We start from the raw sequence: 15,201 nt of genomic DNA, 5'->3' as shown, positions 1-15,201 counted from the left end.
AATAAGCATGTATGGAATAAGAATGAATTGATTTTCTTATTTCCGAGACAGTTATGCTCAATGCGGAACGTGAGTGAGGACTTCTCGGCGAAGTTTATCATCATACCACATGTACTACATGGGGATGTATTAAGTTCCTTACGTCATTTTGATCCGGGATTTCATTTTTTCGTGAAGGATCATTTTTACTATAATATAGAGGATAATAATGGTATTGAGCGTTTTCAATCATTTTGCAAATTGATAGAGAATGAGCTTGAGCGGTATCGGGGTAATGGGCTTCTGAGGGAGCGGATTATATGTTACTTGGGGATTTTTTACATGGATGTTTACGACTATTATGTGAAAGTGCGTAAGAAAATCCCTTTCAGGACTAGTTTGAGAAAAGAGCAATTGATCTATGATTTCTGTAGTCTCGTGGCAGAGAATTTCAAGAATCACAAGAATGTCGGATTTTATGCGGATAAATTGAATATAACGACAACTTATTTAAGTGCGATCATGAATGAAAGGTGTGGCATTTCAGCCAAGGAGTTTTTATCTATCTATATAGTGTTAGAGGTAAAGTCGTTGCTACGTGACTCTCGATTAAATATACAGGAGATCGCTATATTGACTAATTTTCCGTCTCAATCGACATTGAATCGCTTTTTTCGTCAACGGACGGGAATGACTCTTTCTCAATATCGAAAACATATATTTTCAACATAATTATGTTTGATTTTCATATTATTTCTATAACTTTAAACTTCTGCTGCAATCGTTATTATAGTTCATTTGTTGTATAAATAATAGAGGAGATTGCTTGATTGATTTAAAGTTGGGAATTAGTGGTTATAATTTAATATGACGATGGGACAATGTAATAAAATGCTAGAGGAAATGAGCTTTAATGCCCTATTCCAGAAATTACCTGTTGGAATTGAAGTTTATGACGAGAGGGGGCAGCTAGTGGATCTCAATAGGACGGACGAGAATTTGTTCGCTATAAGCCGGAAGGATATTATGGGAATAAATCTTTTCGAGAATCCTAATTTTCCAGAGGACAAGATCGCTCGTCTGAAACAGGGAGAAATGGTTGTGTTCGATTGTAATTATGAATTTGATAATATACAAACGAATGAGTACTATAACATAGACCCAAAAAAGGAAGGTACAAATTTACGTCTGTCTATTAAATGTGTGCCGTTGAAAGGAGAGGCTGGAGAGATCTGTGGATATGTACTAATGTTTACGGATGAGACGGAAGAATATCAAAAGTCGGAGAAAGTAGAGGAACTGTTCACGAAGTTGAAAACGGTTATGCGTTGCAGTGATTCCTTGCTGTGGGAATATGATGTTAAAACCGATAAGATGCATATCGATCTGGATTTACGTGTTTTAGGTAATAAATCCAGATTGAGAGCAAGTAACTTGACAACGAAAAAAGATTTTTGTGAGATCGTACATCCGGAAGATCGGGAAAGGGTACTTGTACAAGGCTTTGAAAAGATTGTTATGGGTGAGATCGGTGAATATAGTATTCAATACCGACAGCTTTTTGAGGGGCAATATGTTTGGGTGAGAGCGTATGCGTACCCTTATAAATATGATGAGGCGGGAAGACCTGCGAAAATCCTTTATTACTTGATGGACATAACGGATGAGATCGCCATGCAAGATAAATTGCGCTGGGCGGAACGAGAGCGTCAACGGAAAGAATATGAGTTAGTTAAGGCTAAAGAGGCGAATCGGCTTAAGTCTATGTTCTTGGCGAATATGAGTCATGAGATCCGCACGCCTTTAAATGCTATTGTTGGTTTCGCGAATATACTGGCAGAGACCAAGGAGATAGAGGAGGAGGAACGAGAGTTTTATGTGGATATCATTGACAAGAATAGTGAATTGCTTCTGCAATTGATTGAGGATATCCTTGATTTCTCAAAGATTGAGGCGGGAACCTTTGACATTACGAAGAGAAATTTCGATTTTAAGGAGATCTGTGAGGAAACCTATGCGGTACATGCCTTGAAGATTCCGAAAAACGTTCGATTTGTTTTCGATCGGGGCTCACAACCCGTGACTGTTTTCTCAGATCCGAAACGAGTCGTGCAGGTTATTTCTAATTTCTTGACAAATGCGATTAAGTTTACTTCGGAAGGTGAGATCAAATTAGCCTATAAGGTATCGAAAGATGAAATACGAGTTTCGGTCTCGGATACGGGAATGGGAATCTCGGAGGAAGATTGTAGAACTATATTCGATCGCTTTGTTAAGTTGAACGCTTGCAAACAAGGTACCGGATTAGGATTGGCGATTTGCAAAAATATTATCGAGAAACTAGGGGGACGAATCGGGGTAGAATCTACATTGGGAGTAGGTTCCACTTTTTGGTTTACCTTGCCTTTGAAGGAGATTAAAGAGAATGAACCTAAGTTCTAAGGGGATATATATTGTTTACGGATATGTTTTAAAGCATAGTTTTGTTAAATCTGGTTAAGTAAATGAGATTTGCAAATAAAATATTATGCTACATAACATAAAACCTCTATATTTGCACTGTGTTTTTCATGGTATTAGATTTAAGGTTAACAATTGAGATTGGCTGTCCGTGACGGATGGCCTTTTTTGTTTCAAAAAATCATAACCATGAGATTTTAGGAGTGTAGCTGAAGGTTTTTTCGTAAATTTGCGCTCCGTTTGTAATACTAGATCCTGTATTTAAGTGTATGAAAAGAGTATTCTGTCCAAAATGTGATAATCAGTTGTCTTTTGATGAGACCAAATATCCGGAAGGGAAGGTATTAGCCTTCGTCTGTCCGCAGTGTGGAGCGCAATTTAAGATTAAATTGGGCCGAAAGGTGGTGAAGACGGCTACCGGTGAGGAAAAAGAGGTGAAGGAACCGGATTTCTCTTGTGGTTATATTACCATTATCGAGAATGGTTTTGCTTTTAAGCAAGATCTACCATTAGTGATGGGAGATAATGTGATTGGTCGCCGTAATAAGGATACGGAAGGTGTAGATGTCCCTATTATCACGAGCGATCCAAGTATGGGGCGTAAGCATTGTGTGATTAATGTAAAGAAAGACACTAATGGCAAGTTCGTTTATATGGTGCGTGACTTTCCTAGCTTGACCGGGACTTTTGTGAAAAATGTATTGGTCGGTAAAAAAGAACAAGTACGTATCGGGGAAGGTTCGATCGTAACGATTGGCGCTACTACTTTTATCTTACATTCGGCGAACGAGGGAGAAGAAGAGGAATAAATATAAAAAACTTCAGAGGCTGTTCCCGTTTATGATCTCGATCTTTAACTTCGGGTCGGAATGATGGCAGATAAGGGATTTTGGCGTTTGTTTTGGGAGTGAGTTATAAGATATATGCTCATTCCGGGATACAGCTCTGAAGTATCACTGAGAAAACAAGGCTCATAGGTATTAAGATTAAGCCGATTAACATAAAGAAATGAAAAGAACCGAAAGAATAGTTGTATTAACTATGGTTAAAATAGGCTCTTAGGGTTTGTTTTTCTAGAAATTAGCTAACTTTTTGTGTGGTTTTTAAAATGTTAATGAGCATGAGGTTAAATAGAAATATGGACAGTCATGGAGCAGGTTCCTAAACAGCAGCCGGTAAATAAAACAGCATTCCGGGTATTGGTGGCGTTAAGCGTTACGCATTGTTTGAATGATTCGTTGCAATCCGTTATCTCGGCGGTTTATCCACTTTTCAAGGATGATTTAGCGTTGAGCTTCGCCCAAATCGGGTTGATTACGCTTGTTTATCAATTATCCGCTTCTGTTTTCCAGCCTATAACCGGTTTGGTTTTTGATAAGCGTCCCGTGGCTTGGTCGTTACCTATTGGTATGAGTTTTACGTTGGTCGGCTTGTTGAATCTCGCTTTTTCCTCTACGCTCCATTGGGTCTTGATCTCCGTATTCTTGATAGGTATCGGGTCTTCGGTTTTGCATCCGGAAGCGTCCCGGATTACCTCGCTAGCGTCGGGAGGGCGTAGGGGATTGGCACAATCGCTTTTTCAAGTGGGTGGTAATTTGGGCGGATCGTTAGGTCCGCTACTGGTTGCTTTATTGGTGGCGCCTTATGGACGGACTCATATCGCTTTGTTTTCTATACTGGCATTCGTCGCTATTTTGGTGATGATTCCTATCTGCCGTTGGTATAAGGCGTATTTGAGTCGGGTGAAATGGCAGAAGAAGTCGGGTGAGACGCATGTGGAGATGCCTCTTTCTTTGGGAAAAACAGTCTTTTCGATCTCGATATTGCTGACCTTGATTTTCTCTAAATATATCTATATGGCTAGTTTGAATAGCTACTATACCTTTTACTTGATCCATAAATTCGGGGTGAGTGTACAGACTTCGCAGATCTGTTTGTTCGTCTTCCTGATCGCTACGGCCATGGGAACCTTGGCGGGTGGTCCTATCGGTGATAAGATAGGACGGAAATATGTGATTTGGGGATCGATTCTAGGGGCAGCCCCATTTAGCTTGTTGATGCCGCATGTGGGATTCGCTTGGACGATCGTGCTTAGTTTTTGCGTGGGTTTGGTCTTATCATCGGCGTTCCCGGCTATTTTGTTGTATGCGCAAGAGTTGCTTCCTTATAAATTAGGTCTTATCTCGGGACTTTTCTTTGGATTTGCTTTCGGTGTGGCGGGTATAGCCTCGGCCGTATTAGGAAATATGGCGGATCATTATGGAATAGAGGCTGTCTACAACGTATGTGGCTTCATGCCTCTTTTAGGACTGGTTACTTGGTTCCTTCCCAACTTGAAAAAGAAGTAAAAACAATCCTCCCTTTTTCGCTGTTATTACTCCAACTGAACGTCAATTACTAAATGAGTTTATGGTGAGTAATATAGTATCTTACAGTATTCTTTTGCTGTATCTTCTTCCATGCGCTTCATGGAGCCAAGGGAACGATGTGGATTTAAGCTTGGAACAATCTCTCGACCTGCTTCATAAGGAAAATAAAAGCTTGAAAATAGCCGGGAAAGAAGTGGAATGGGCTCGGAATGAGCATCAAAAGCTAAACGCTTTTTGGTATCCGTCGGTGAACGCCGCGGGTGCTTTCGTACATATGTCGAATCCGATAGAGGTACGGCAGTCGCTGAGTAAATATACGGAACCGGCGAAGGAGTTTGTCCATAATTATATCCCGGATAATGAGTTGATCATGTCGGTATTGGATAAGATCGGGCAAGGTACTTTCTCGCTTCCGCTGATCTCCCAAAACATCACTTCTATAGACGCTACGGTGACGTGGCCTGTTTTCACGGGAGGAAAACGTATCTATGCGAACAAGATCGGAAAGACGATGGTCTCTATAGCGGAGGTGAATAGGAGCCAAGTGGATGCTAACCAACAATCCTTATTGATCGAGGCTTATTTCGGGCTTCGTTTGGGACAAAGCGTGGTGGACGTAAAAACAGAAGTGTACAATTCTTTGAAAACCCATTATGACCAAGCCCTTAAATTAGAGCAAAACGGGATGATCAATCGGGCCGAGCGTCTGTTCGCTCAGGTGAGTATGGACGAGGCGAAACGAGAACTGGAATCGGCCCGTAAGGATTTAGCGGTCGCCCAACAGGCGTTTAAAAGCTTGATTAATATGGAGGAGGGGAGCGACGTACGTACCACGACTCCTTTATTTATTAATGAGGCGCTTCCTCCGGCCCAATACTTCAAGGATCTGGTTCCGATGAATAATTATATAGTCAATCAATTGAAATTGCAGCAGGTTGTAGCCGATAATCAACTAAAGATCGGCCGGTCCGCTTATGTCCCGAATATCGCTTTATTCGGCAAACAGACTTTGTACGCTGATGGACTGGATAAATATTTGTTGCCTCGTACGATGGTAGGAGTTGGTTTTACGTGGAATATTTTTGATGGCTTGAACCGGGAGAAAACCATCCGGCAGGCAAAGATCGCTAGTCAGTCGCTTCGTTTGGGTAAGGAGAAGGCGATTACGGATCTGGAGGTCGGTATCGATAAATTCTACAGCCAGCTACAAAATGCCTTGGACAATGTAAAAGCTTTGGATACGACGATCGAGATGAGCCGGGAACTGGTCCGGGTGCGGAAGAAATCTTTCCAAGAGGGAATGGCTACTTCTACGGAGGTAGTCGATGCTGAGGTTATGCTGGCGAAGGTGAAGACCGCTTTTCTTTTGGCTTATTATCAGTATGATGTAGCCTTGATTAATCTGCTGTCTGTCTGCGGTACGCCGGAGCAGTTCCACCAATACAAGATGGAGGGAAAGACCGAGGAGCTTTTGGGGAATTGAAAATTGAGAATTGAAAATTGAAAATTTAGGAGTTATGGATAAAACTAAGAGATATTTGAGTGTGGCCTTCGTCGCAGTCTTGGCGATTGTTATAGTTGTCTCGTTGATCGGGATGATCTTGTTGAAAAAGAAGCCGGTGATCTTGCAAGGGCAGATCGAGGCAACGGAAATACGTATCTCCGGTAAGTTACCGGGGCGTATCGATACCTTTCTGGTAAAAGAGGGACAGAATGTACGCCAAGGCGATACCTTGGTAGTCATCAATAGTCCGGAGGCATTGGCTAAATATCAACAGGTGAACGCCATGGAGAACATAGCGAAGTATCAGCACCAGAAAGTGGATGAGGGTACACGAAAGCAAATCATCGCTTCCTTGCAACAATTGTGGAATAAATCCAAATCGGATTTACAATTGGCGAAGATTACCTATGATCGGGTCAATGCCTTGTATAAAGATAGCGTGGTAACCTCACAGCGTAAAGATGAGGTGGAGGCCATGTATAAAGCGGCTGAGGCCGCCGAACGTGCCGCTTATAGCCAATATCAAATGGCGGTAGACGGGGCGCAGATACAAGATAAGGAGAGCGCCCGCTCGTTGGTGACGGCGGCGCAAGGAACCGTGGAGGAGGTGGCGGCTCTCTTACAGGACGCTCGGTTGACGGCTCCGGAATCCGGACAAATCTCAGCTATTTTCCCGAAACGGGGAGAGTTGGTTGGGGCCGGGATGCCAATCATGAACTTAGTCGTATTAGATGACGTGCATGTGGTATTGAACGTACGTGAGGATCGTTTGCCTTTATTTAAGATGGGAGGAACGTTTGTCGCCGATGTACCGGCGATCGATAAGAAGGATATTGAGTTCAAGATCAATTATATCAGTCCGTTGGGCAGTTTCGCTACTTGGAAATCTACCAAGCAGACAGGTAGCTATGACTTGCGGACCTTCGAGATACATGCCTTACCGGTGGAGAAGGTGGAGGGATTGCGTCCCGGTATGTCCGTACTCTATCAACTCCCTTGATACTATCCAGTTGTAGAGACGGAGCGTGCTCCGTCTCATCCCCTCGAAATAGTATTTAAAGTTACTGTCGGACGGTGGGAGACGGGGCACGCCCCGTCTCTACAACTAAATAATTTATTGTCGCTATGCTAAAGAAGAGTCCTTTTTATATGGTTTTACGTCGGGAACTGGATCGCATGGTTTCCCGGAGATTATATTTCGGGGTGTGTATCGTGTTGCCTTTGTTCTGTATATTCTTCATGTCTACGATTTTCGGAAGCGGGCAGATGGAGAACATACCGATAGCGGTAGTGGACCAAGACAACACCTCCATGTCTCGGGAGGTCATCCGGCAGGTAGAGGCGGTACCGACTTTCCGGGTAACCCGGCATTATACGGACCAAGAGACCGCTCGCCATGCTACCCAAGCAAAAGAAATCTACGGTTATTTAGTGATCCCCAGTCAGTTTGAGGCGGATGCCACGGCGGGGCGTGACGCTACTTTATCGTATTATTACCACTATGCCTTGTTGAGCGTGGGCGGTGAGGTACGTGGTGCCTTCGAGACCCTGCTGCGTACGCTTTCCCTCGCCCCGGTGGTTGTGCAAGCTACGGCGATGGGGCTGGGGGAGAATCAGATAACCACCTTCCTATTACCGGTACGATCCAGTAGCCACCCGCTGTTCAACCCGGATCTGGATTATTCCGTTTATCTGAGCAATCCTTTTTTCTTTGTCTTTTTCCAAGTGATCATTTTGCTGGTTACGGTGTACGCTATCGGTAGCGAGATCAAGTTCCGGACAGGCGATGAGTGGCTGGAGGCGGCACGGATGAACATGTTCGTGGCGGTGGTGGGCAAACTGCTCCCTTATACGATTATCTTTTGTATCATGAGCGTCTTCGCTAACTATATCATGTTCGGGGTCATGCATATTCCTTTCGCTTGCGGTTTCTGGCCATTGAACTTGACGGCGATCTTATTCGTGGTCGCTACGCAAGCGTTGGCGGTATTCCTGTTCTCGTTGTTTCCCGCTATAGCGATCGTGATTAGCGTGGTGTCGATGGTCGGTTCGCTGGGGGCTACTTTATGCGGCGTTACTTTCCCGGTCGATTCCATGTACGCTCCCGTACATTACGCCTCGTACCTATTTCCGGTACGGCATTTCGTGGAGATCAACCAGAACTTATTGTATGGCGATTACGGATTCCCTTATACATGGGTAAACGTAAGTTCGTTGTTTGCGTTTATGTTATTGGCATTGGTGCTGTTGCCACATTTGAAAACCGCTATTTTAAGTCATAAATATGAGAACATCCGATAATATGAAAGGAACCTTGGCGGATATCGCTTCCTTGGTCAAGGACGAGTTTAAGACGATCTCCACGAGCTACGCTATCTTGCTCGTCTTGGTAGGAGGTATATTTCTCTATGGCCTGCTGTATAATTATATGTATGCCCCGGATCTGGTGCGTAACGCCCCGGTGGTAGTCGTCGATGACTCAAAGACCGACTTGAGCCGGGAGTACATCCGTTTGCTGAACGCTACTCCGCAAGTCTCGGTAATCGCCGATGGTTTGGATTACGCTGAGGCGCAGGAGTGGATGAAGGAGGGGGATGCCGTAGGAATCTTGTATCTTCCCTCTGATTTCGAGACCCGGGTGGCACGAGGGAATGAGTCCCTGTTTATCATGTACCAGACGACAAGCGCTTTCCTATATTATATGGCGATGCAGGAGGCTTCCAGCGGTGCCATGTTGGCGTTGAACGATCGGTATCGTCCGGAGATGTTGGTGTTCTTGCCCCAGCAAGACGCTTCCAAGATCGTTTCGGCGCAACCCATATCAGTGGTCGGGACGGCGTTGTATAATTTTACGGAAGGATATGGAACCTATTTGATCCCGGCGGTATTGATCGTCATTATGTTCCAGACCTTGTTGATGGTGATCGGTATGATAAGCGGGGAAGAGCGGGATTCGGGTACCATCGTTCGTTTCGCCTCCGAGGGATTATCCTTTGGCCGGATCGCTAGGGTGATAATCAGCAAGACCTTTGTGTATTGCGTATTGTATACGATTTTCGCTTTGTTCTTGTTGGGCTTGATACCGCTATTGTTTGGCCTGCCGGATATCGGTAATTATCTGAACACCTTGATCTTGCTGATACCTTTCTTGCTGGCTACCAGCTTCTTTGGGCTGGCCGCCTCTTATTTCTTTACGGACTCGGAGGCTCCGTTATTGATGATTGCCTTCTTCTCGGTAGGCTTGATCTTCCTTTCCGGAGTCTCTTATCCCTTGGAATTGATGCCTTGGTATTGGCAAATGGCCCATTATATCGTTCCGGCGGCTCCCGCTACGCTGGCCTATGTACAGCTCAACTCGATGGGAGCGTCGATTGAGCAAGTCGGTGTGGAGTACGTGACGTTGTGGGTGCAATGTGTCGTTTATTTCCTCTTGGCTTGCTGGGTGTACCGGAGAAATATCTTGAAGGCGAGCCGTGCCTTGTCGTCATTGTAGCTCCCGTATCCTCACGTCGATACCGCTACCTTTCAAGGCATCTTTCAACTCGCCGATCCTCGTATCCCCGTAATGGTAAGGGTATAGGATTTTAGGCGAGAACATCTTGGCCGCTTTCGCCGCTTGCGGGACGGTCATGGTATAAGGCTGGTTGACGGGAAGGAAAGCGATATCGATGTCTTTCAGGTCTTTCATCTCCGGGATGTCTTCCGTATCGCCGGCTATATAGACTCTTAGTTCGTCGAACGTGAGGATATAGCCATTATCCCGGTGGCGGGGGTGATATTTATCCCGGCCGGGTGTGGTGTTATAGGCGGGGACGGCCTCTATCTTCATATAGCTGATGGAGGTATCCGTATCGCCGTTTTTCAGGACCTTCCCTTTTCCCAGCTTCTTTTGGCTGTTCTCGTTGGCGATGATTTCCGTATCGCTTTTCTCGACGGCTTGTATCGCTTTCGGGTCCAGATGATCGCCATGCTCGTGGGTGATCAAGATGATATCGGCTTTCGGGAAAGTCGTATAATCGGCGTATTCGGAGACAGGATCTACCTGTATCGAATGATTGTCGTACGTAAGCATCAGGCTGCCGTGCTTGATGAACGTGATGGTCAGTTCTTTTCCGCTCTTGGTCTTGAAAGAATCCGAGGCGAAGTTACTAGCGGAGGCTAAGCTCGCCATGAATAAACTACACATAAGCATACATGATTTTAGTCTCATAATCTCGCGGTTTTTTATAAGTGTTTCCGCGAATATACTCATAATAGATTAATTCCCTAATTTGTTCGCCTATCCGGTATAAATATTTACATTTGCGACGTATATTCTGATAACATGAAAACGAAATGAGAAGAATTGTTCTGTTGATTACGATTTGTTGCCAAGTATTTTGGGTGGCGGCGCAAAAGAAAGCGCCCAAATGGATGGATAAGCAACGAAAGGCGGTGGTTACCGTCACTACTTATGGAAAAGATAACCAGAAGAAAGCGTCCGGTACGGGATTTTTCATTACCGAGACCGGTGAGGCGTTGTCCGGCTATTCCTTGTTTAAGGACGCAGCGAGGGCGACCGTGACCGACGCCGACGGAAAAGAATATCCGGTAAGCCGCATCTTGGGGGCTGATGAATTATATGATGTGATCAAGTTCAAGGTAGAGGTTCCGAAGAAAGCTGTGTTCTTGCCGATCGCCCGTGAGCCGATCTCGCAAGGAGTTATCGCTTATCTGATGCCTTACTCGACCGGTAAGATCACGAAGTTCGGGGAAGGACCGGTCTCGGAGGTCAGTAAGTTGAAGGAGCCGTTCAGCTATTATAAATTGTCGATGGCGCTGGAGAGCGGGCAGGTAAACGCTCCTGTATTGACGGCGGACGGCGAGGTGTTCGGCTTGGCGCAGGAAGACGCGTCGGGGAAGAAGGAAGATTCCTACGCGGTCTCGGCGGGATACGCGAATAGCTTGACGATTCAGTCGGCGGACGCTTTTAATTCCACCTATAGCCGGATTGGTATCCGGAAGGCGTGGCCGTCGGACGCAAGCCAAGCGCAGGTCTCCTTATACTTGATGGCAAACTCGCAAGACCCGAAGACGTATCTGGCTACCTTGAATGATTTTATCGCCACTTTCCCGGATTCTCCCGACGGGTATTTGAACCGTGCCAATCATTACGCTTACCACCGTGCGGATCTGGCTCCTACGGAGGCCGAGCAGGGGGCTTATCTGGATAAGGCGTTGGAAGATATAAACACGGCTTCCCGCTTCAGCGAGCGGAAAGGGGATATCTGGTTCAACCGAGCCAAGCTGATCTACGGCGTGGCCGCCGCGGATACGACCTTGAATAAGGAGCAGTGGACCGTCGATGCCGCTACCGAGGCGATACAAAAAGCGATCGGGGAGGAGGACTTGCCGGTCTATCGCCAATTGGAAGGGGACATCCATTTTTATAAAGGAGATTTCGAGCAGGCGTTCGATGATTATATGAAGGTGAACGATAGCGATATGGCATCTTCTACCTCTTGGTATTGGGCGGCGAAGGCGAAGGCGAATATCCGGGGCGCTAACTTCGGGGATATCATCGCCTTGCTGGATAGCGCCATCGCCAAATGCGGCAACCCGCCAACGAACGAGGCCGCTCCCTATATCTTGGAACGGGTGGATCTCCGCTTGAAACTGATGCAATACAAGGAGGCCGTGGACGATTATGATTTATACTACGATCTCTTGAAAGGACAGGTCGGCGACCGCTTCTTCTATTACCGCGAGCAAGCGAAGTTCCGCATGAACGATTTCCCCGGCGCCTTGGCCGATATCCAATCCGCGATCCGCTTGAATCCGGGCGACCCGACTTATCCGGCGGAGGAAGCGTCCGTATATATCCGTATGGAAAACTATGATCAGGCGTTGAGGAGCTTAGAGAATGCCTTGCGGATCGCTCCGGATTTCGCCTCTTGCTATCGTTTGCGAGGCATCTGCTACGTCCGTCAGGGTAAGAAGGCGGAAGCGTGCGAGGCTTTCAACAAGGCGAAGGAGTTGGGTGATCCTGTCGTGGACAAATTAATAAAGGAACATTGTAAGTAAAGATGCACCCGGGCGGGTACGCACGTCCGTATCTACCCGGGTGCAGGTCCGTATCTGTCCGGTTGTAGGTCCGTATCTACCCGGTTGCAGGTCCGTATCTGTCCGGTTGTAGGTCCGTATCTACCCGGTTGCAGGTCCGTATCTGTCTGGTTGCAGATACGTATCTGCACGGCTGCACGTCCGTATCTACCCCGCTGCAGATACGTATCTGCGCGGTTGCAGGAATGTATCTGCCCGGATGTAAGGCACCGCTTATCTCCCTATGAACTTCTTGAACGCCTCTACCTTGTCGTTCAATATCAATTCCTCCGGAAATCGTGTCTCTTGCAATAACTCATAGATATGATCGTACCGGGCTATATCGAAAGATATATGCGCGTCGCTACCTAAAATCACAGGAACCTCGTATTTCTTGCATAGGCGCAAGATCGTGAGGTTATTATCTCTGGCGGTGAGTTTCTTGCGGACCGGGTTGAGAGAGCTGTTGTTGATCTCCAGCAACGTGTGATGCTCTTTGGACGCTAATACGATAGGCTCGAAATCCACCTCGGCCGTACCGTCTCCCGGGTGACTGATGATGTGGACATGCGGGTTGCGGATCGCCCCGATCATCGCCTCCGTGTTCTGCTCGACCGTTCCCGGTTTGTAGCAAAGCGAGTGGATACCCGCTATCCGGATATCCAGCATCGGGAAGTACTCCTCGCCCAGATCGATCGTGCCCTTATAGTCGATGATGTTCAATTCCGCCCCGAGCAATAACTCGACACCGTATATCCGGCGGGGAACCACGTGCAGATTGCGGAAGTAAATCGGGGAGCACGTCCCCGGTATGCCGGGGGCATGCTCTGTTATACCTAGTAACTTCAATCCTTTCTCGGAGGCGGCCGCTGCCATTTCTTGCAGGGTGCTAAAGGCATGCCCACTGGCTACCGTATGGGTATGCACGTCAAGTAACGTCTTCATAAATTCGTCTTTAACCTATCCGCGAAGGTAGTTATTATTTGGTGGATACCCAATTCCCGGATAAAATAAGCGTCGTGCGAGATCAGCAAGATCGTGCCCCTGTACGCACGGACCATGGAGGTGATAATCTCGATGCTTTGGATGTCGAGATTATTGGTCGGCTCATCTAGGATAAACAGGTCCGGAGTCTGGTTACTGATCATCAGGCAGCAGAAAGCCAATCTCATTTTCTCGCCTCCGCTCAGCTTCCCGCAGCTCTTCTCCCACGTGTCGTGCGGGAAGAGGAAACGGTTTAGCAATGTCTTGATCTCGTGCTCTTGGAAATGACGCTCGTTGAAGGCTTGCGCTTGCTCGTACACCGTCCGGTCGTTCCGGACGATCGAGTATTCTTGGTCGATATAGATAGAGGAGAAATCCGCACGGATCAAGGAACCGCTACGAGGCGGTAACTGGCCGGTAATCAACTTCAGCAAAGTCGTCTTGCCTGAACCGTTATCGCCTTGTATCAGCCACCGTTCTCCACTCTTGATCTGGAAGCTCATCGGGGAGGGCCATAGATCGCCGGCCTCGGCGTAACCGAAATTGATCTCCTTGGCGGTAACCAATATCTTGCCTTCGTGTAAGCCGGATGCGCTGAAATCCAGTTTCATGCCTTGAAGGTCGGGTAGGGAGGAGCGCATTCGCTTTAGCTCGTTGGCAAGGTTCTCCATCTTGTCCTCGTGAACCTCTTTTAGTTTGGAGGCGCTTTTCTCGGCGTTCTCCTTCAATCCGCCCATCATGATCCGGGGGATTCCTTTCCGGACGCTTTGCTTCTCTCCCCGGGATTCATGCTTTTGTTTTCGCTCGGCTACCTCACGGGCGGTTTTCCTGACCCTGCGAAGCTCTTTCTCCTTCGCTTCCAGTTTCTCTTGCATGGAAGCCTGTTCCTGTTCTTTTTGTTCCTTGTAGAAATCATAATTACCCCCGTAAAGGGTGATCCCCCCGACGGATAATTCCGCTATGGAAGCTAATAGGTTCAATAAGGTACGATCGTGGCTGACGACCAACAAGGTGATACGGCAAGACGTGATGAAATCGTATAACTTCTCCCGGCTGCGCCTATCCAGATGGTTGGTCGGCTCATCCAATAGCAGGATCGAGGGTTGGTGGATCTCGATTCCGGAGAGGAAAACCTTGGTTTTCTCGCCGCCGCTTAATGTGCGCATCGGTTGGGAGAGGAGGATATGCTCCAAACCCCAAGCGTGCAGGGCGGCGAGGCTCCGTTCCTCGATCGTCCAGTCATCCGCCAGCGTATTGAAATTAGAGAGGGAGGCGTCGCCCTCGGTAATCGCCCGCAAGGCTTCTAGTTTCCCGTCGATACGTAAGGCCTGAGCCACCGTCAGGTTATCATATTGCCCGAAATGCTGGGGTACGTAATAGGGTGGGGTCGGATAGATAATCTCCCCTTCCTGCGCTTGCAAGGTTCCGGCCAAGATACGGAGGAAGGTAGATTTTCCCGATCCGTTGTTCCCGACTAAGGCTACCTTTTGCCCCTTGTTGATCGTTAAGTCGATCCCCTTGAATAAGACTTGGTTGTCCGGATGTATATACGTGATTTTTTGCGCTACGATACTCATAGTGTGAACTGATTTAAAATGTGAGATACTAAAATGGATAAGAAATACCGATGATGATCGGTTTCGCGATAGCCTCGAATCTGTCGTCACGAAATCAGCCCTATACGGATAGAGGGCTTTCCGGATGGAAAGAACGACATCTTGAGATAAATTAAGCGGCTATTCTCATTGGAGTAATTATATAGTTATATAGGAACGCAAAGGTAGGAATAGTTTTGGGTTTAGGCAAATGAGTATATACTTTCAT

Annotated in this window: 12 protein-coding genes; 9 read left to right on the top strand and 3 right to left on the bottom strand. The window is 46.8% G+C overall.

Annotation, left to right across the window (positions count from 1 at the left end; translation table 11 throughout):
• The first annotated feature begins 60 nt into the window (after nt 1-60).
• From NBH16_RS00850 to NBH16_RS00815, 8 genes are all read left to right on the top strand, one after another.
• Nucleotides 61-711 (top strand): AraC family transcriptional regulator, encoded by a 651-nt coding sequence (locus NBH16_RS00850; RefSeq protein ID WP_226769897.1) that lies wholly within the window; start codon nt 61-63, stop codon nt 709-711.
• A 141-nt stretch (nt 712-852) separates the two neighbouring features.
• Nucleotides 853-2,421, top strand: a complete 1,569-nt coding sequence (locus tag NBH16_RS00845; protein ID WP_250787962.1) for a PAS domain-containing sensor histidine kinase — start codon at nt 853-855, stop codon at nt 2,419-2,421.
• Between the two features lie 287 nt (nt 2,422-2,708).
• On the top strand, nt 2,709-3,248 hold the full coding sequence (locus tag NBH16_RS00840) for an FHA domain-containing protein (protein ID WP_005868017.1): 540 nt from the start codon (nt 2,709-2,711) through the stop codon (nt 3,246-3,248).
• Nucleotides 3,249-3,587: 339 nt separating this feature from the next.
• Nucleotides 3,588-4,787: an MFS transporter gene (locus tag NBH16_RS00835; RefSeq protein WP_057318860.1), complete on the top strand. Its 1,200-nt coding sequence runs from the start codon at nt 3,588-3,590 to the stop codon at nt 4,785-4,787.
• A 61-nt stretch (nt 4,788-4,848) separates the two neighbouring features.
• Nucleotides 4,849-6,291, top strand: coding sequence for a TolC family protein (locus tag NBH16_RS00830; protein ID WP_034531167.1), 1,443 nt, complete (start codon nt 4,849-4,851; stop codon nt 6,289-6,291).
• A 34-nt stretch (nt 6,292-6,325) separates the two neighbouring features.
• A complete protein-coding gene (locus NBH16_RS00825; RefSeq protein ID WP_005868022.1) occupies nt 6,326-7,312 on the top strand; it encodes an HlyD family secretion protein in 987 nt (328 codons plus the stop codon).
• A 125-nt stretch (nt 7,313-7,437) separates the two neighbouring features.
• Complete coding sequence (locus tag NBH16_RS00820) at nt 7,438-8,613, top strand: ABC transporter permease (protein WP_250787960.1); 1,176 nt, start codon at nt 7,438-7,440, stop codon at nt 8,611-8,613.
• Nucleotides 8,597-9,805 carry an ABC transporter permease gene (locus tag NBH16_RS00815; RefSeq protein ID WP_122144625.1) on the top strand — a complete coding sequence of 403 codons (1,209 nt, stop codon included), beginning with the start codon at nt 8,597-8,599 and terminating at the stop codon, nt 9,803-9,805. Before NBH16_RS00820 ends, NBH16_RS00815 begins: the two co-directional genes overlap by 17 nt.
• Here the strand turns inward: NBH16_RS00815 and NBH16_RS00810 are convergent.
• Nucleotides 9,797-10,522 (bottom strand): MBL fold metallo-hydrolase, encoded by a 726-nt coding sequence (locus tag NBH16_RS00810; RefSeq protein ID WP_250787958.1) that lies wholly within the window; start codon nt 10,520-10,522, stop codon nt 9,797-9,799. The genes NBH16_RS00815 and NBH16_RS00810 overlap by 9 nt on opposite strands.
• Nucleotides 10,523-10,647: 125 nt before the next feature.
• Here NBH16_RS00810 and NBH16_RS00805 point away from each other — a divergent pair, with 125 nt between their 5' ends.
• The gene (locus tag NBH16_RS00805) at nt 10,648-12,375 is read left to right on the top strand and encodes a tetratricopeptide repeat-containing S1 family peptidase (RefSeq protein WP_121962346.1); all 1,728 of its coding nucleotides are present in this window, start codon (nt 10,648-10,650) and stop codon (nt 12,373-12,375) included.
• A gap of 252 nt (nt 12,376-12,627) precedes the next feature.
• Here NBH16_RS00805 and NBH16_RS00800 read toward each other — a convergent pair whose 3' ends face one another.
• Nucleotides 12,628-13,338: a phosphatase gene (locus NBH16_RS00800; RefSeq protein ID WP_005868026.1), complete on the bottom strand. Its 711-nt coding sequence runs from the start codon at nt 13,336-13,338 to the stop codon at nt 12,628-12,630.
• The gene (abc-f, locus tag NBH16_RS00795; RefSeq protein WP_250787957.1) at nt 13,335-14,954 is read right to left on the bottom strand and encodes a ribosomal protection-like ABC-F family protein; all 1,620 of its coding nucleotides are present in this window, start codon (nt 14,952-14,954) and stop codon (nt 13,335-13,337) included. Before abc-f ends, NBH16_RS00800 begins: the two co-directional genes overlap by 4 nt.
• Nucleotides 14,955-15,201 lie beyond the last annotated feature (247 nt).

Origin of the sequence: Parabacteroides sp. Y3-G-102 (assembly GCF_023656845.1) — a bacterium.
GTDB lineage: Bacteria > Bacteroidota > Bacteroidia > Bacteroidales > Tannerellaceae > Parabacteroides > Parabacteroides distasonis.
This window is presented reverse-complemented; position numbering and strand designations above follow the sequence as displayed.